This window comes from Paraburkholderia phytofirmans PsJN, assembly GCF_000020125.1.
Classification (GTDB): domain Bacteria; phylum Pseudomonadota; class Gammaproteobacteria; order Burkholderiales; family Burkholderiaceae; genus Paraburkholderia; species Paraburkholderia phytofirmans.
The window spans coordinates 1,601,462-1,619,566 of the sequence record NC_010681.1; the positions used below are offsets into that span (position 1 = coordinate 1,601,462).

13 protein-coding genes are annotated in these 18,105 nt (G+C 63.3%); 11 read left to right on the top strand and 2 right to left on the bottom strand.

All coding sequences use genetic code 11. The features are described 5' to 3' along the window. The first annotated feature begins 111 nt into the window (after positions 1 to 111). Together BPHYT_RS07085 and BPHYT_RS07090 are read left to right on the top strand one after the other, a co-directional pair. Entirely contained in the window at positions 112 to 1,035 is a 924-nt protein-coding gene (locus BPHYT_RS07085) for a LysR family transcriptional regulator (RefSeq protein WP_012432463.1), read from the top strand. Positions 1,036 to 1,162: 127 nt separating this feature from the next. Then, entirely contained in the window at positions 1,163 to 1,480 is a 318-nt protein-coding gene (locus tag BPHYT_RS07090; protein WP_012432464.1) for a single-stranded DNA-binding protein, read from the top strand. Here the strand turns inward: BPHYT_RS07090 and BPHYT_RS07095 are convergent. Beyond that, entirely contained in the window at positions 1,450 to 2,376 is a 927-nt protein-coding gene (locus BPHYT_RS07095) for a LysR family transcriptional regulator (RefSeq protein ID WP_012432465.1), read from the bottom strand. The two genes, BPHYT_RS07090 and BPHYT_RS07095, sit on opposite strands and share 31 nt — an antisense overlap. Before the next feature lie 132 nt (positions 2,377 to 2,508). On the opposite strand from BPHYT_RS07095, the gene BPHYT_RS07100 reads away from it, so the two are divergent. The 4 genes from BPHYT_RS07100 (at position 2,509) to uvrA (ending at position 13,125) form a co-directional block, all read left to right on the top strand. Then, positions 2,509 to 4,275: an acyl-CoA dehydrogenase family protein gene (locus tag BPHYT_RS07100; RefSeq protein ID WP_012432466.1), complete on the top strand. Its 1,767-nt coding sequence runs from the start codon at positions 2,509 to 2,511 to the stop codon at positions 4,273 to 4,275. Further along, positions 4,272 to 5,477 carry a CaiB/BaiF CoA transferase family protein gene (locus BPHYT_RS07105; protein WP_012432467.1) on the top strand — a complete coding sequence of 402 codons (1,206 nt, stop codon included), beginning with the start codon at positions 4,272 to 4,274 and terminating at the stop codon, positions 5,475 to 5,477. The genes BPHYT_RS07100 and BPHYT_RS07105 overlap by 4 nt, the downstream gene beginning before the upstream one ends. 71 nt (positions 5,478 to 5,548) lie before the next feature. After that, positions 5,549 to 6,862 (top strand): MFS transporter, encoded by a 1,314-nt coding sequence (locus tag BPHYT_RS07110; RefSeq protein WP_012432468.1) that lies wholly within the window; start codon positions 5,549 to 5,551, stop codon positions 6,860 to 6,862. 341 nt (positions 6,863 to 7,203) lie between these two features. Then, complete coding sequence (gene uvrA, locus BPHYT_RS07115) at positions 7,204 to 13,125, top strand: excinuclease ABC subunit UvrA (protein ID WP_049868964.1); 5,922 nt, start codon at positions 7,204 to 7,206, stop codon at positions 13,123 to 13,125. A 186-nt stretch (positions 13,126 to 13,311) separates the two neighbouring features. Here the strand turns inward: uvrA and BPHYT_RS38115 are convergent, their stop codons facing one another. After that, a complete protein-coding gene (locus BPHYT_RS38115) occupies positions 13,312 to 13,635 on the bottom strand; it encodes a hypothetical protein (RefSeq protein ID WP_148225073.1) in 324 nt (107 codons plus the stop codon). Between the two features lie 518 nt (positions 13,636 to 14,153). Between BPHYT_RS38115 and BPHYT_RS07120 the strand changes: the two genes are divergently transcribed. The 5 genes from BPHYT_RS07120 (at position 14,154) to BPHYT_RS07140 (ending at position 17,883) form a co-directional block, all read left to right on the top strand. Continuing rightward, on the top strand, positions 14,154 to 14,819 hold the full coding sequence (locus tag BPHYT_RS07120) for an energy transducer TonB (protein ID WP_167315754.1): 666 nt from the start codon (positions 14,154 to 14,156) through the stop codon (positions 14,817 to 14,819). A 76-nt stretch (positions 14,820 to 14,895) separates the two neighbouring features. Beyond that, positions 14,896 to 15,801, top strand: a complete 906-nt coding sequence (locus tag BPHYT_RS07125) for a MotA/TolQ/ExbB proton channel family protein (RefSeq protein WP_012432472.1) — start codon at positions 14,896 to 14,898, stop codon at positions 15,799 to 15,801. A 12-nt stretch (positions 15,802 to 15,813) separates the two neighbouring features. Continuing rightward, positions 15,814 to 16,236, top strand: a complete 423-nt coding sequence (locus tag BPHYT_RS07130; protein WP_012432473.1) for an ExbD/TolR family protein — start codon at positions 15,814 to 15,816, stop codon at positions 16,234 to 16,236. Between the two features lie 24 nt (positions 16,237 to 16,260). After that, positions 16,261 to 16,689, top strand: coding sequence for an ExbD/TolR family protein (locus BPHYT_RS07135; RefSeq protein ID WP_011487696.1), 429 nt, complete (start codon positions 16,261 to 16,263; stop codon positions 16,687 to 16,689). Between the two features lie 9 nt (positions 16,690 to 16,698). Continuing rightward, a complete protein-coding gene (locus BPHYT_RS07140) occupies positions 16,699 to 17,883 on the top strand; it encodes a tetratricopeptide repeat protein (protein WP_012432474.1) in 1,185 nt (394 codons plus the stop codon). The last annotated feature ends 222 nt before the right edge of the window (positions 17,884 to 18,105 follow it).

The following is an 18,105-nucleotide window of genomic DNA, read 5'->3' on the forward strand; positions in this document are numbered from 1 at the left end:
GCCCAGCACCGTGCGCACTTGCCGTCACTGTGCCGCCATATCGCTATAGTGGACCAAAATCGATGCATTGCCGTACCATCGTTTCGTCGAACTCGTTCGAGGGTATGGAACATGTTGTCGGAAGACGAACTGGCTTTGCTCGACGCGATTCGCGAGACCGGCAGCCTGTCGCGTGCGGCGGCGCGCCTCGGCAAGGCGCCGTCTACGGTCTCGCACGCCGCCCGGCAACTTGAGACGCGCTTCGACGCGCTGCTGTTCGACCGGCGCCGTTACCGCTTGCAACTCACGCCCGCCGGCCAACTGCTCGCCGATGAAGCCGCGCGTCTGATGCTCGACATGTCGCGCATGACGCAGCGCGTGAAGCAGATCGCGAGCGGCTGGGAAGATCGTCTTTGGATCGTCACGGACGAGATCATCGAATTCGAACTGCTGATGCCGGTGGTGCGCACATTCGATGCGCTCGACTCCGGCGTCAAATTGCGCTTCACGCACGAAGTCTTGAGCGGCACCTGGGAGGCGCTGCGCGACGGCCGCGCGGACCTGATCGTGGGCGCGACCAACGAGCCGCCGGCGATTCCCGGCCTGCGCTGGTTCGAACTCGGCGTGATGGAATGGGTGTTCGCGGTGTCGCCGCGCCATCCGCTCGCGGCCGTCGAAGGGCCGCTCGGCCGCGAACGGATCCTTGAACATCGCGCGGTGGTAGTGGCGGATTCATCGCGTACGACGGCGGGGCGTGCTTATGGTTTGATCGGCGGACAGGCGTCGCTGGCCGTGCCATCGATGCGCGCGAAAATCCTCGCGCAGCGCGACGGCCTGGGCGTAGGCTGGTTGCCGCGTCAGCGCGTCGCGTCGCTGTTGAAGCAGGGCGAGTTGGTCGAAAAGGCGACGGCCGACCCGCGCGAGCCGAACGTGCTGTACGTCGCGTGGCGCGGCGATCATGAAGGGCGCGCCTTGCAGTGGTGGCTCGAACAGTTGCGGCAAGCGCGGCTGGCGAAGCGCCTCGTGCGCGGTGTCGATATGACGATCGGCGCGTGATGTTCGCGCCGTTGGTCCGCACCCGAGCGGCGTTTTTTATGCGGCCGCAGCCGGTTCTCATGGGATCATACGCGCCGTGCTGGGCGATTCTGCCTCGCGCACGGTACGAAACAAGAGGAGCAGGGCGATGATCGATGGACTAGTGGGCGGGCGGTTGTACGGCGAGGCGCAGATTCGCACGGGGCAGAACGGCAGGCGTTTCGTGACCTGCAAGGTGCGCGCGGCCACCAACGACGGCGACACGATTTTCGTCAACGTAATCGCCTTCGACGACGACGTGCAAACCGCATTGCTTGCATTGAGCGACGCGGACAGCGTCGCGCTGAGCGGCACCTTGACGCCGAAAGTCTGGACCGACAAGAACGGGCTCGTCAAACCGGCCTTGGACATGGTTGCCCACAAGCTATTGACGGCTTACGATGGCCGCCGCGAAGCGGATGAATGAGCGTTGCCTGGCGGCTTGCCGCCGGCGTCCCTGAGATACTCGACGAAGCGGTCCGCCACAGGTTCCGCGTCGCCGCTCCGGCGCAACAACAGCACTTGCGACATCAGCGTTTCGCTCATTAGTGGCAAGAAAGAGACGCGCGGGTCCTGCATCTGACGCAACGTGTATGGCACCAGCGCCACGCCCATTCCGAAGCCGACCATCGTCACGACGGTCTGCCACAAGCGCGCCTCGTGGCGAATCAACGGACTGAATCCCGCTCCCACGCACTGCGCGATGATCAGATCGTGGTAATGCGGCGACACGGTGCGCGGAAAAAGAATGAACGGCTCCTGCGCCAACGCGCGCAGATCGACCTTGCGTTTGCGCGCCAGCGGATGAACGGCGGGCAGGCAGCACAGAAACGGCTCGGAAAAGATCGGCGTGGAAATGACGTCGCTCGGGAAATTGCCCCAATGCGCGCAGCCCATGTCGATTTGCATGCGCTGGATCGCATGCACCTGTTCGCTGGTGTTCATTTCCTTCAGAACGATTTCGACGCCCGGGTAGTCGGCCTCGAAACGCTTCACCGCCTGCGGCATGCCGCGATACAGCATCGAATTCACGAAGCCGATGCGCAGGCGGCCGGCAAGGCCATGCGCCGAGCGAACCGTCATGCGTTCCGCCTCGTTCGCCTGCAGTAACAGGCGGCGCGCTTCACCGAGCAGCACCTGGCCGGCATTGGTCAGCGACACCGTTTTGTTGGTGCGCGCGAGTAACTGCACGCCGAGTTGCTCCTCGAACTTGCGGATGTCGAAACTGAGCGCCGGCTGCGAAATGAACAGCCGCTTGGCCGCGCGGCCGAAATGCAGCTCTTCGGCGACGGCCACGAAATAGCGCAATTGCTTCAGGTCCACGGCTGTCTCCTGATTCTTTATCGATAAGCTGTGTCTATCGTACCGGATATAAGTTGTATTAGACGATTATCGACGGCGCTCATATGCTCCTCTCACAAGCACTAACGTGCATAGCAGAGCAAGGAGACACGCATGAGCGAAATCACCGCGCAGCCGGCATACGGCTCGTCCAACATTCCCGACAGCCGGGGCATCAATTTCTTCACCAGCGATCCCGACTTCGCGCGCCTGCTGAAACTGCATCTCGGCGACACGCTATTCGACGAACTCGAAAGCCAGCTCGTCTCGCTGGGCCAGCGCGCTTCCAGCGAACTCGACATGTGGGCGCTATCCGCCGACAAGAATCCGCCGCAATTACACCATCGCACGCGGCGCGGCGAAGCGCTGCAAAGCATCGACAAGCATCCGGATTACGTCGCGCTGGAACGGGTGGCTTACGCGGAGTTGGGACTCGCCGCAATGAGTCACGAGACTCGCGACGGCAAAAAATCGCCGCCGCCGCTGGTGAAATACGCGCTGACCTTCCTGTTCGTGCAGGCGGAATTCGGCCTGTGCTGTCCCGTGAGCATGACCGATTCGCTCACGCGCACGCTGCGCAAATTCGGCGCGCCGGAACTGGTCGCGCGTTTTCTGCCGATGCTCGCCTCGCGCGATTTCGACACGCTGTTTCAGGGCGCGATGTTCATGACGGAGCAGGCGGCGGGCTCGGACGTCGCGCGCATTGCCACGCGCGCGTCGCTCGAAACCGATGCGAACGGTGACGAAACGTGGCGTCTCTATGGCGACAAATGGTTCTGCTCGAACGCCGACGCCGATCTCGCGATGGTGCTCGCGCGCCCCGACACGGCGCCCGCCGGCATCAACGGACTCGGACTGTTCCTGCTACCGAAGACGCTGCCGGACGGCTCGCGCAACAGCTACCGGATCGTGCGGCTGAAGGACAAGCTCGGCAGCCGTTCCATGGCGAGCGGCGAGATCGTGCTGGAAGGCGCGCTCGCGTATCTGATCGGCGAAGTGGGGCGCGGTTTTCATCAGATGGCCGACATGATCAACATGTCGCGTCTGTCGAACGGCGTGCGCGCCGCGGGTTTGATGCGCCGCGCGCTGACCGAGGCGCTGCACATCGCGCGTCATCGCGAAGCGTTCGGCCGCAAACTGATCGACATGCCGCTGATGCAGCGTCAGCTGCTCAAGATGATGCTGCCCGCCGAGCAGGCGCGCTCGATGTTCATGCGCATCGCGCTGTTGCTGGAGCAGGCCGATGCCGGCGACCGGCAAGCGGCAAAGTGCGTGCGCATCCTCACGCCGCTCATCAAGTTCCGCGCGTGCCGCGACGCGCGCCGCGTGACCGGCGATGCGATGGAAGTGCGTGGGGGCACAGGCTATATCGAAGAATGGAGCGACGCGCGGCTCGTGCGTGACGCGCATCTCGGCTCGATCTGGGAAGGCACCAGCAACATCGTCGCGCTCGACATCGCGCGAGCCGCGAAACGCGACGGCGCGTTGGAACCGTTGCGTACGTATCTGCAGGATCTGCTCGGCGCGGCGGGATTGCCGGCGGCCAGTCTCGCGTTGCTGCGCGCGACACTCGCGCGCGCGTGTGACGCGCTGGCGAGCGTCGCGGATTCAGGCCGCGACGAATGGGTCCGGCAAGCGGGCACCGCGTTGTATCACGCGAGCACCGCCGTGTTGATGGCGTGTGAGGGCATACGTCTCGCGCCGGACTACAGGCGTCTTGCGCTCGCTCATCTGGTGGTGCGTCACAAGCTGCTGCCGTCCGATCCGCTGGCATTGCATTCGGAGACGGATGAAAGCGAAGTGATCGACGCGTTGGTCGATGGCTGCGGCGTCACGCTCGACCAGGCGCTGCAACTTCTGCCGGCACGGAGCACGCAATGACCGCGCCGCTTCAAAATGATGGCGCGAAAGGCGCGTTGCAAGGCCTCAAGGTCATCGACCTGAGCCGCGTGCTCGGCGGCCCATACTGCACACAGGCGCTCGCCGATCACGGCGCGCAGGTGATCAAGCTCGAACCGCCCAACGGCGACGAAACGCGCGGCTGGGGGCCGCCGTTCTACGGCGACACCGCGTGGTACTTCGCGGGCGTGAATCGCAACAAGCAGGGTATCGCCGTCGACCTCTCGCGTGAAGAAGGCCGCGCGATCCTGTGGAAGCTGCTGGAAGATGCCGACGTGCTAGTCGAAAACTTCAAACCCGGCACGCTCGAACGCTGGGGCATGGACTACGAGCGCGATCTGCGCGAACGTTTCCCGAAGCTGATTCATTGTGCCGTGTCGGGCTTCGGTCCCGACGGTCCGCTCGGCGGCTTGCCCGGCTACGATGCCGCGATTCAGGCGATGACCGGGCTGATGAGCGTGAACGGCGAGCGCGACGGTCCTGCCACGCGCGTCGGCTTGCCGGTTGTCGACATGGTTACCGGACTGAACGCGCTCGCCGGCATTCTGCTCGCGCTCGCCGAGCGCGCGAAGAGCGGCCGCGGCCAGTCCATCGATATCGCTTTGTATGACTGCGGCGTCTCGCTGCTGCACCCGCATCTGCCCAACTATTTCGGCTCGGGCCGCACGCCGCAGCGTAGCGGCAACGCGCATCCCAACATCACGCCATACGACAGCTATCGCACCGCGACCGCGCCGATCTTTCTCGCGGTCGGCAACGACCGGCAGTTCGCAAAACTGTGCGCGCATCTCGGCGCGCCCGAACTCGCCGACGATCCGCGTTATGTCGACAACCGCAGCCGCTGCGCGCATCGCGAGCCGCTGAAGGCCGCGCTCGAAAGCCTGCTCACCGCGCACGAGTGCGAGCCGCTCGCGCATGCGCTCATCAATGCGGGCGTGCCATGCGGACCGGTGCAAACCGTCGATGTCGTGGCGCGCCATCCGCATACCTTGCATCGCGGGTTGGTGGTCGAGATGGGCGAGTATCGCGGCACCGCATCGCCGATCAAGTTGTCGCGCACGCCCGCCACCTATCGCAGCGCGCCGCCGTCGCTCGGCGCCGATACGCGCGACGTGCTCGATAAATTGGGCATCGACGCCGCGACCCAGCAGCGTTTGCTGGAATCGGGCGTGCTCAGAGCTTAGACCGCGCAGTTCCCGGCGACGGCACACAGAAGCCGCGCCACATCCAGAAGAAAGACCTTGGAGACAGAGACATGAATCGCGAGCAAGACGACCACGCCGCCGGCCGGCAACCGACACGCGCCGCAGCCGCCGCGTTTGTCGGCACCACGATCGAGTGGTACGACTTTTATATCTACGCCACGGCGTCCGCGTTGATATTCGGCAAGCTGTTCTTTCCCGGCAGCGATCCGTTTTTCGCCACGCTGGCTTCGTTCGGCACCTTCGCGGTCGGCTTCTTCGCTCGACCGTTCGGCGGGCTGGTGTTCGGCCACCTGGGCGACCGCATCGGCCGCAAGAAGGCGCTGGTGGCGACGCTGGCGATCATGGGCGTCGGCACCGTCGGCATCGGCTTCCTGCCAACTTATGCGAGCGCCGGCGTATGGGCGCCGGTGCTGCTCGTGCTGCTGCGGGTCGCGCAGGGCATTGCGATCGGCGGCGAGTGGGGCGGCGCGGTGCTGATGGCGAGCGAACATGCACCGCAAGGACGGCGCACGTTCTTCGCGTCGTTCGCGCAACTCGGCAGTCCCGCGGGTCTGATCCTGTCGCTGCTCGCGTTCCGCGCGGTGGCCTCGATGGACAAGGACGCGTTTCTCGGCTGGGGATGGCGCCTGCCGTTTCTCGCGAGCGCGGTGCTGCTGGTGGTCGGCCTGCTGATCCGCGCGGGCGTCGACGAATCGCCGGAATTCAAGGCGCTCAAGGCGCAACGTCGGGTGGCCGCGCTGCCGGTCGCCGAAGTCGTGCGCGACGCGTGGCGCACGCTGTTGCTGTGCCTCGGCGCGAACGTGATCGGCGTGGCCGGCGCATGGTTCGTCAACACCTTCATGCTCAATTACACGACGCAAACGCTCGGTCTCGATCGTTCGTTGATTCTCGATTGTCTGTTCGTGGTGGCGTTCATCCAGTTGTTCACGCAACTCGGCTCGGGATGGTTCGCGCAACGTATCGGCACAGGGCGGTTTCTGAAGGGCGCGGCCGCGTTGGCGATGCTGTCGCCTTATCCGATGTTCGCGCTCGTTTCGACCGGGAGGCCGGTGGCGATCGTGATCGGCATTGCGCTGGCGGTGATGTGCATGTCGAGTTCGTACGCGGTGATGGCCGGGTTCATGTCGACGGCGTTCCCGGTGCGCGTCAGGTATTCGGCGATTTCGCTGTCGTATCAGGTGTGTGCCGCGCTGGCCGGCGGTCTGACGCCGCTGATCGGGACGTTGCTCGCGCATCGTTATCCGGGCGCATGGTGGCCGCTGGCGGTGTTCTATAGCGTGCTGGCCGGGGTGTCGCTCGTGTGTATCGGTACGTTGGAGCGTCGCAAGCGCGGCGCGGCGCACGGTGTGGTCGAAGCTGCGTGAGCGTTGGCCGATGGGGGCGACGCGGGGAAACACGTTGAGATTGGTGACTCGTGGTCAACCCGACGTCATGTTGGCGCACATAATGTCACCGTAACAGTCGTCCCTATCGGTACATCGCTTGCTGCCGTACTCAGCGGCGCGCTTTTTCCGCCGCCATCCACCGCCTGACGCGTCTCCGGAGCACTGCCGTTTCGCGCCTTGGAAAACTGTATGAATATACAGTATAGTATCCCGTTGCGAGCAGGGCTCCGGCGTGCGTCTCCGCCAGCCAGCCGCACCGAACTTGCGCGGTCGCGAGGCGTCCGTGAGAGGTGGCCCACTCATTCAGACGGTCGGAAAAATTGGCATCCAACGGCAAAAACGGCAAAAACGGCTCGAGCAGTATTAACGGCACAATCAAAATTCGCGGCGCACGCCAGCACAACCTCAAGAACGTCGATCTCGACGTACGAACCGGCGAAATGACGGTGGTCACCGGCCCGTCCGGTTCCGGCAAGTCGAGCCTGGTGTTCGACACGCTGTATGCGGAAGGGCAGCGGCGCTACGTCGAAACATTCAGCGCTTACGCGCGGCAGTTTCTCGACCGCATGGACCGGCCGCAAGTCGACCGCGTCGACGGCGTGCCGCCGGCCATCGCGATCGACCAGACCAATCCGGTGCGCAGTTCGCGCTCCACCGTCGGCACCATGACGGAGCTCAACGATCACCTGAAGCTGCTCTACGCGCGTGCCGCCGAACTATTCGACCGCAAGACGGCTCATCAGGTGCGTCACGACACGCCGGAAACGATCTACGCCGAGTTGCTCGAACGCACCGCGCAGAACGAACCGCGGCTCGTCGTCACGTTCCCGGTCGAGTTGCCGGAATCCGCGTCGGAGCAGGAAGTGGAGCAATGGCTGTCGGCCAGCGGCTACACGCGCGTGCAGGCGCAGCGCGAAGTCGATTCACCCACCGGCAAGCGCAAGCTGCTCGACGTGGTGGCCGACCGCTTCCGGCTGCGCTCGGTGGACAAGCAACGGGTGGTCGAGGCAATCGAGGCTTCGCTCAAGCGCGGCGGCGGCCGCGTCAATATTTATGTGCTGCCGGCGTCGCCGGAAGGGCCGGAAAGCCAGGAAGCCGAGCCGCAAATCTGGCGTTTCTCCACCGGCTTGCACAGCCCGGAGAGCGACCTGCGCTACGCCGACCCGCAGCCCGCGCTGTTCTCGTTCAACTCAGCCTACGGCGCGTGCGAAGTCTGCCGCGGCTTCGGCCGCGTGATCGGCGTCGACCTCGGGCTGGTAATTCCGGACGCGCGCAAGACGCTGCGCGACGGCGCGATCAAGCCCATGCAAACGCCCGCATGGAAGGAGTGCCAGGACGATTTGATGCGCTACGCGGCGAAAGCCGATATCCGTCGCGGCACGCCTTGGGGCGAGTTGACGGACGCCGAGCGCGACTGGGTCATCAACGGCTCGCCAGATTGGAACGGCAAGTGGCAAAGCCACTGGTACGGCGTCAAACGCTTCTTCGAGTATCTCGAATCGAAAGCGTACAAGATGCATATTCGCGTGCTGCTGTCCAAGTATCGCAGCTATACGCCGTGCGAAACCTGCGGCGGCGCGCGCCTGAAAACGGAATCGCTGTTGTGGCGCCTGGGTAGCAAGGCGAATGCGGACGACGTGTTGCCGGCCGCAAAGCGCTTCCTGCCGCGCGGCGTCGACTGGACGCGCGGGCAACTCGAAGCGTTGCCGGGTTTGACCGTACACGATCTGATGCTGATGCCGATCGAGCGCATCCGGCACTTCTTCGACGAGATCAGCTTGCCGAGTGCCTTGCTCGACGACGCGCTCAAACTGCTGCTCGCCGAAGTGCGCACGCGCCTCAAGTATCTATGCGACGTCGGCCTCGGCTATCTGACGCTCGACCGGCAGAGCCGCACCTTGTCGGGCGGCGAGGTGCAACGGATCAACCTGACCACGGCGCTCGGCACCTCGCTCACCAAGACGCTGTTCGTGCTCGACGAGCCGAGTATCGGCTTGCATCCGCGCGATCTGAACCGCATCGTCGAAGCCATGCACCGTTTGCGCGATGCGGGCAACACGCTGGTGGTGGTCGAACACGATCCCTCTGTGATGCTCGCGGCGGATCGTCTGATCGATATGGGTCCGGGGCCGGGCGAGCGCGGCGGCTCGATCATTTACGACGGCGCGCCCGAGGCGATCCGTTCGTCAGGCACGCTCACTGGCGAGTACCTCGGCGGCCGGCGGCATGTGGCCGACGCGGCGCATTGGTCGCAGCGTCCGGTGGATGCCACCACGCCGCGCATCGTGCTCGAAGGCGCGACGGAACACAATCTGCTCGATGTCACGGTGGAGATTCCGTTGGAGCGGCTCGTCTGCGTGACGGGCGTGTCGGGTTCCGGTAAGTCCACGCTCCTGCAAGACGTGCTGTATCCGGCCATGGCGCGGCACTTCGGACTCGCCACGGAATCGCCGGGCGCATTCAGAAGCCTGAGCGGCGCCGATCAGGTCACCGACGTCGTGTTCGTTGACCAGTCGCCGATCGGCAAGACGGCGCGCTCGAATCCGGCGAGTTACGTCGGTGCGTTCGACGAGATCCGCAAACTGTTCGCCAAGGCGCCGCTCGCGCAGCAGCGCGGTTACGGCCCCGGCATGTTCAGTTTCAATTCGGGCGAAGGTCGCTGCCCGACTTGTGGCGGCTCGGGTTTCGAACATATCGAAATGCAGTTTCTGAGCGACGTATACCTGCGCTGCCCCGATTGCGACGGGCGCCGCTATCGCGCGGAACTGCTCGAAGTCAAGATCGAGCGCGGCGAACCGGCGCGCGCGCTGAGCATTGCCGACGTGCTGGAATTGACGGTGAGCGAAGCCACCACGTACTTCGCTAAAGACGCCGAAGTGTTGCGCGTACTGCAGCCGATCGTCGACGTGGGCCTCGAATACGTGAAGCTCGGCCAGCCGGTGCCTACGTTGTCGGGCGGTGAAGCGCAGCGGCTCAAGCTCGCCGGTTTCCTCGCGGAATCCGCGCAGGCGCGGACCGCGCGCAGTGCGAAGCAAGCGGTCGCGAAGCGTCTGTTCATGTTCGACGAGCCGACCACGGGTCTCCATTTCGACGACATCGCCAAGCTGATGCAGGCGTTCGGCAAGCTGCTCGCAAGCGGCCATTCGCTGATCGTGATCGAACACAATCTCGACGTGATCCGCGCGGCCGACTGGCTGATCGACCTCGGTCCCGAAGGCGGTGACGGCGGCGGCCGTGTGCTGTGCGCGGGCACGCCGGAAGACGTCAAAACGTGTTCGGAGTCGCATACTGGCGAAGCGCTGCTGCAATACGACCGCGCCATGGGCGCGGCGGCCGAACCGGCGTCGCAAGGCATTCCGTTGCAAAAAGCGCTGAGCGCGGCGCGCGCGCGCAGGGCGATCGAAGGCGAGGACGTGGTGCGTATCGTCAATGCGCGCGAGCACAACCTGAAATCGCTGGACGTGGACATTCCGCACGGCAAATTCAACGTGATTACCGGCGTGTCCGGTTCGGGCAAGTCCACGCTCGCTTTCGACATTCTGTTCCACGAAGGACAGCGCCGTTACCTCGAATCGCTGAACGCCTACGCGCGTTCCATCGTGCAGCCGGCGGGGCGTCCCGAGGTCGACGCGGTGTACGGCATTCCGCCGACCGTCGCGATCGAACAGCGGCTCTCGCGCGGCGGCCGCAAGAGTACGGTCGCGACCACGTCCGAGGTGTGGCACTTCCTGCGTCTGCTGTATGTGAAGCTCGGTCTGCAGCATTGCATTCACGACGGCACGCCGGTCACGTCGCAGAGCGTCGAATCGATCGCGGCGCAGTTGCTGCGCGATCACAAAGGGCAGCATGTCGGTTTTCTGGCGCCGCTGGTCGTGAATCGTAAAGGCGTCTACACGGATCTGGCGAAGTGGGCGAAGGCGCGTGGCAATACCCATCTGCGTGTGGATGGCGAATTCGTGCCGGTGGACCCGTGGCCGAAGCTCGACCGTTTCCGCGAACATACGATCGAGTTGCCGGTGGCCGATCTCGTCGTGTCGCCGGACAATGAAACCGAACTGCGTCGGGCGCTCGATCAGACGTTGGAAGTCGGCAAAGGCGTGATGCATCTGCTGGCGCCTTTAGACGGTTTGCACGACGCGATCAGCGGCGGCCGCGCCACGGCGAAACTCGGCGCGGTCAAGGTGCTGTCCACCAAGCGTGCGTGTCCGACGTGCGGCACGAGTTATCCGGAACTCGATCCGCGCATGTTCTCGTACAACAGCAAGCATGGCTGGTGTACCACCTGCGTCGGCACGGGTCTCGCGCTCACGCGCGAACAACGCGCGGTGTACGACGATACGATTGTCGTCGACGACAATCGTGGCCGCGAGCAAAGCCTGCCGTCGGAAGAGCAGGAGCCCGAAGGTCTCGTGGACGAACCGTGTCCGGATTGCGCCGGCACGCGTCTGAATCCCACGGCACGCGCGGTCACGTTCGACACGCAGGCGATTGTCGATGTCGCGCAATGGACCGTATCCGACACGCGCGCCTGGATCGACACGCTGGAAATGACCGGTCGCGATGCGGAAATCGCGCGTGACGTAGTGAGCGAAATCGGCAGCCGTCTGCAGTTTCTCGAAGAAGTGGGCCTCGGCTATTTGAGTCTCGATCGTGCGGCGCCGAGTCTGTCGGGCGGCGAAGCGCAGCGCATCCGGCTTGCCGCGCAGCTCGGCAGCAACCTGCAAGGCGTCTGCTATGTGCTCGACGAACCGACCATCGGTCTGCATCCGCGCGACAACCAGATTCTGCTGAACGCTTTGCGCAAGCTCGGTGAAAAGGGCAATACGCTGGTGGTCGTCGAGCACGACGAGGACACGATCCGGCGTGCCGATCACATCATCGACATCGGCCCGGGCGCTGGCAAACGCGGCGGCACGCTGGTCGCGCAAGGCAGTGTGGCGGATCTGTCGGCGCAGCCCGATTCGCTGACCGGACAGTTTCTCGCGCAGCCCATCGTGCACCCGCTGCAGCCGCGTCGCGAAGTGGTCGCGCCGGGCAAGCGCACGGCCGCGGTGCCGGAGAACTGGCTGACCGTGCATGGCGGCAAGTTGCATAACTTGCGCAACGTTACGGTCGGCATTCCTTTGTCGCGACTCGTCGCGGTCACTGGCGTCAGCGGTTCCGGCAAATCGACGCTCGCACGCGACGTGCTGATGAGCAACCTGCTGGATGCCGTCGGGCGTTCGGTGTTGTCATCGCCGGCCACGCGGCGCGCGCGCGCGGCGGCCGAAGAAAAACCGGCAGCGAACCGGCGTTCCAGCGTGCTGGCGCGTACGGCGCCGCGCGCGCCGCTAAACGTTACGCATGCGTGGCAAGGCTGCGATTCGATCACCGGCTGGGAAACCATCGACCGCGTACTCGAGGTCGATCAAACGCCGATCGGCAAGACACCGCGTTCGTGTCCGGCCACTTACATCGGCGTGTGGGACGCAATCCGCAAGCTGTTCGCCGGCACGCTCGAAGCGCGCGCGCGTGGCTATACGGCCTCGCGTTTCTCGTTTAACACCGGCGAAGGCCGTTGCCCGGCTTGCGAGGGGCAGGGCGTGCGTACCATCGGCATGAGCTTCCTGCCCGATGTGAAGGTGCCTTGCGACGTGTGTCACGGGCAGCGCTTCAATCCGGAAACGCTCGCGGTTACGTGGCGCGGCAAGAATATCGGCGACGTACTGACCATGGAAATCGACGAAGCCGTCGAGTTCTTTGCGCCCATCACGAATATTGCTCATCCATTGCAGTTGATGAAAGACGTAGGGCTTGGCTATCTCACGCTGGGTCAGCCGTCGCCCACGTTGTCCGGCGGCGAGGCGCAACGTATCAAGCTCGTTACCGAATTGAGCAAGGTGCGCGACGACATTACGCGGCGCGGGCAGAAGCCGCCGCATACGCTATATGTGCTGGACGAACCGACCGTGGGCCTGCATATGGCCGACGTCGCCAAGCTGATTCGCGTGCTGCATCGTCTCGCGGACGGCGGCCATAGCGTCGTTGTCATCGAGCACGATCTGGATGTGATCGCCGAGGCGGACTGGATCATCGACCTCGGTCCTGAAGGCGGCGTAGGCGGTGGGGCGATTGTCGCTGCTACGGATCCCGAAGGACTGTCGCGCGTTGCGGCGAGTCACACGGGCGCCGCGTTACGGCCGGTTCTCGCACGATCGCGTAACAACAGTGCTGTCGTGGCGGGCGAGGGTACGAACGGTTAATGCAGCAGAGCGGCGCGACCAACGTTGCGCTGCTCCTGCTTGCTCGTCTGTTCGACGCGCAGAAGTTTGCCGGTGCACGATTCACTTCACTCTGACCAAACCATTCGGTCCTCGCGAGAATTGCGCGGTACAGCCCGCCAACGTCGTACCGATGTCACTCCGCCCGTCATTACTGGCGTTGTTGGCTTAATGTAATTTATTGGAATTGTTTTGTAATTCAATTCGGCGTGTAATTGGGATGCGTAAATAAAGTGTCGTAAATACCGCTAAAAATATTTTTAAAGGCTTCTCGCCTTCTGCTATCGTCTCGCCTTCGGCGCGGTCACACTCCGGCGCCCGATCACCACGACAAACTTCCTGCCCGCGATCCACGCAAGCCATGCTGCGAGGGCGTCTAAACGCCTGCCCAATGGGCCTTTCGCGTTCCGGATCAGCCGTTCGGTCAGCAGCTTTTCGTGCATCGATGCACGCTAAACGTGCAGTGAATTCCCAATTGTCGGGCAGAAACATCTGAATGCTTATCTGCTCCACATACGCTTATTCTTTTAAAGCGCCGCGAATTCGGCATGAGTTAGAGTTACCTCTCTAAACTAAGTATGTTGTCATCAAAAAAAGTTTGACCGTACATTTTTTGTCCTGCTATTGTTGCCACCCATGAAACGCATGTGACACGCGCGCAAAAAGTTCCAGGCGCTACGAGTTATAGAGATCAGGTTGTCTCCGGCGTTCATGCAAGGCAGAAGCGAACGGCTCAAATTTATTCTATTAGTAGTTCTACTTAGATCGATTATTCGGCTTACATGAGGCATGGCGACCGTCTCCCGCAGGCGCGTCCGTGTCGTCAGATCGGAGCCGGGTAGTGTCACGTCCGTTTTGGACTCCGAATCAAAGACCGCTGGTCGCCAGCTGGTTGATGTGAATGCTTTTTGCGGCAAGTAAGCGCAGTGCAGTTACAGAAATGGACGATTCACGCCGGAGGAGTAAAGGTGGGTACGAAAGTCGAAGGGCATTTTCCGGCAGCAGCGGCCATGCAGAGGCCGGGGCGCCCGCGTGAGTTTGGGCGCAAGCAGCAAAACCCAGTACGCCGCTTTGGCGGCATCGCAGCTGTTCTGCTTTTGCACATCGTGCTGATTTACGCACTGATCAATGGCCTCGCCACCAAGGTCGTGCAGGTCATCCAGCATCCTATCGAAACGAAAATCATCGAACCGGTGAAGCCACCGCCTCCGCCGCCGTTGCCCACGGTGCAATTGCCGCCGCCGAAATTCGCGCCGCCGCCGCCGCCGTTCGTGCCGCCGCCGGAAGTGCAGGTGCAAACGCCCCCGCAGCCGACCATCACGCATCAGGCCGCGCCGGTCGTGTCGGCGCCTGCCGTAGCGCCGCCCGCACCGCCGGCGCCGCCCGCGCCGACGAAGCCCGTAAGTACCGAAGTCGGCGTGGTGTGTCCGAACTCGGATCAGATCCGTTCGTCGATCCGCTACCCGAAGGAAGCGCAGGAAAACAACGTGACGGGTGATGTTCTCATTGAATTCGTTGTCGACCCGCAGGGCCATATTACGAATGAACGCGTTGCCAAATCCTCGGACGACTCCTCACTGGATCGTGCGGCGTTCAACGCAGTCAAGCAGTTCACGTGCGTTTCCCAAGGCCAACCTGTCCGTGTGCAAGTTCCGTTCTCCTTTAATTTGAACTGAATTCACTGGCTGTTCGGTACCGGTAGCGATTTATCAGTCTTAGTTTAGAAGTTGTACTAATGAACTTGGAGCAGGCATGAAGAAGCGTACTCTCGCCGCACTGGCGGCAAGCATGTTGATCGCCGTGACCACGGTGGATTTTGTTGCGCCGCAAATGGCTCATGCGCAGGCTAGCGAAGCCACGGCGTCGGCTACCGCCGCACCGGCCACCGCCGCGCCGCAAACCGCGAGCGCAGCCGCCGACGAAGCGGTGCCGCCGCCGGCACCGGCTACGTCCGAGACTGTCAGCAACCCCTACGGCCTTAGCGCCCTCTGGAATAACGGCGACTTCGTCGCCCGCTTCGTGCTGATTCTGCTGGTGCTCATGTCGATGGGCAGCTGGTACATCATGATCACCAAGTTCGTCGAACAGTTCCGCGCGAACCGCCGCGCGAAGAGCGCCGACGAGCAGTTGTGGACTGCGCCGTCGCTGGTCGAAGGCGCGAAGCTGCTCGATGAAACGTCGCCGTTCCGCTTCATCGCCGAAACCGCTATCGAAGCGGGCGAGCATCATGACGAAGCGCTGCTCGAAGCCGTGGACCGCAACACGTGGATCGACACGTCGGTCGAGCGTGCGATCACCAACGTGTCGAATCGTCTGCAAGACGGTTTGGCTTTCCTCGGTACGGTGGGCTCGACGGCGCCGTTCGTCGGGCTGTTCGGTACGGTGTGGGGGATTTATCACGCGCTGACGGCCATCGGCATTGCCGGCCAGGCGTCGATCGACAAGGTCGCGGGTCCGGTGGGCGAGGCGCTGATCATGACGGCGATCGGCCTCGCGGTCGCGGTGCCCGCGGTGCTCGGCTACAACTTCCTGGTTCGTCGCAACAAGTCGGTGATGGAGCGCGTTCGTGCATTCGGCGCGCAGCTGCACACCGTGTTGCTGGCCGGCAGCCGCCGCCCGGCGCGCGCCGTGGCTCGCGAAGCGTCGCTGGTTCAATAAGCGGAGTCCGTCATGGCAATGAGCGTTGGGCAGGACGACAACGACGAGGTCATCTCCAGTATCAACACCACGCCGCTCGTCGACGTGATGCTGGTTCTGCTGATCATCTTTCTGATCACGATTCCGGTCGTGACGCATACGGTGCCGGTGCAATTGCCGAAGGAGACGATCCAGCCGCTGCAGACCACGCCCAAAAGTATCGTCATCGCGGTGAACCGCGACGGCGACTTCTTCTGGAACGAGAAGCAGGTCGATGCGCCGACGCTGCTGGCACGCCTGAAGACCGTGTCGGTCATGACGCCGCAACCGGAAGTGCATGTTCGCGGCGACCAGAGCGCGCGTTATGAGTTCATCGGCCGGGTCATTACCGAGTGCGAGCGCGCCGGTATCGCCAAGGTTTCGTTTATCACTGAGCCGCCCGCGCGCGGCGGCTGAGTTTGCGATCGACAGGAGCCGAAAATGGGAATGAACGTATCGTCGGGCGGCGGCAGCGAACCGGATGTGATGGTCGACATCAACACCACGCCGCTGATCGACGTGATGCTGGTGTTGCTGATCATGCTGATCATCACGATCCCGATTCAGACGCACGCCATCAAGATGAACCTGCCGGTCGGCAATCCGCCGCCGCCGATCACGCAGCCTGAAGTGGTGCAGATCGATATCGACTTCGACGGCACCACGACCTGGAACGGCCAGCCGGTGCCGAACCGCGCGGCGCTCGAATCCAGGCTCGCGCAAGTGGCCGCCGAACCGGTTCAAGCCGAAATCCATTTGCGGCCGAACAAGCTGGTGCCGTACAAGGATGTCGCGGAGGTCATGGCGTCCGCGCAACGACTGGGCGCGACCAAGATCGGCCTGATCGGCAATGAGCAGTACATGCAATAGGGAAGGGCAATGCAAACGATTCATCACCGGTTCAAGCGCGCCGTTATCGCGGCCGCTCTCGTGCTGCCGCTCGCCGCTCATGCCGCCGACACATTGCGGCCGGACGTGGCGAAGCCGCTGAATGCCGCACAGGATCTGTATCGCGCGCACAAGTACAAGGACGCGCTGACGAAGATCGATCAGGCGGCGGCTGTGCCCGGCAAGACGCCGTACGAGAGCACCATGATCGAGCAGATGCGTGGCGCCGCAGCCGTGGCGGCGGGTGAAACCGGCGTGGCTGCTCAGGCGTACGAAACGTTGCTGAGTTCGGGCAAGTTGAGCGGCGCTGACGAGCAACGCACGTCGGCGGCATTGGCCGGCATCTACTTCCAGCAGAAGAACTACGCGCAGGCGGCGAAGGTCGCGCAGCGTTATCTGAAGTCGGGTGGCAGCGATCCGGACATGCGCACGCTGCTGGTTCAGTCTTACTACCTGTCGAACGATTGCGCGAGCGTGGTGAGCCTGCTCAAGCCCGGCATCGACGCGCAGGTGCGTGCCGGTCACGCGCCTGACGAATCGCAACTGCAATTGCTCGGCACGTGTGCGCAACGTGTGAAGGATGATGCCACGTACCGCAGCACGCTCGAAAAGCTGGTTGCCTATCATCCGAAGCAGTCTTACTGGGACGATCTGTTCTCGGCGATCCGCAACAAGCCGGGCTATTCGTCGAAGCTCGATATCGACACGTATCGCTTGCGTCGCGCGACCGGCTCGCTGTCGACCGCCGACGACTACATGGAAATGACCCAGCTGGCGATCGTGGCCGGCACCACTGCGGAGGGCAAGCAGGTTATCGATCAGGGCTTTACAGCGGGCGTTCTGGGACGCGACGCGCAGGCGGATCGCGAGAAACGCCTGCAGGCGCTCGCGGCCAAACGCGCGCAAGCGCCCTCCGATCCGGCGAACCCCGTTGCTCCCGTCGATGTGGGTTTCAACCAGGTTTTTGCGGGGCAGGCGAAACAGGGTCTGGCGGCAATGGATGCCGCGATCGCCAAGGGCGGGCTCGACCATCCGGATCAGGCGCAGCTGCATCTCGGCGAGGCGTACTACATCGCGGGCGACAAGGCTCGCGCGGTGCAAACATTCCGTGCGGTGAAAGGCACCGACGGTTCGGCTGATCTCGCGCGTTTGTGGGTGCTGGTGGCGTCGAAATAAGAGCACTCCGTTCGCTTCAAGTTATCTCAGATGAGACGCGTACCCTCGCGGTGGACGCGAGGGAGTGCGCTCGTCCCAATGAATGCGGATCCGTCTTTCATGCGGATATGTGGACGCGGTAGCAACTATCAAAAAGGTTGTCGGAAGAAGAAAAGTCTTCTGGATAACAAATTGATGCGGTTGTCCACGGCGAACTATGAGCACGGCTATCACGGACGTTTC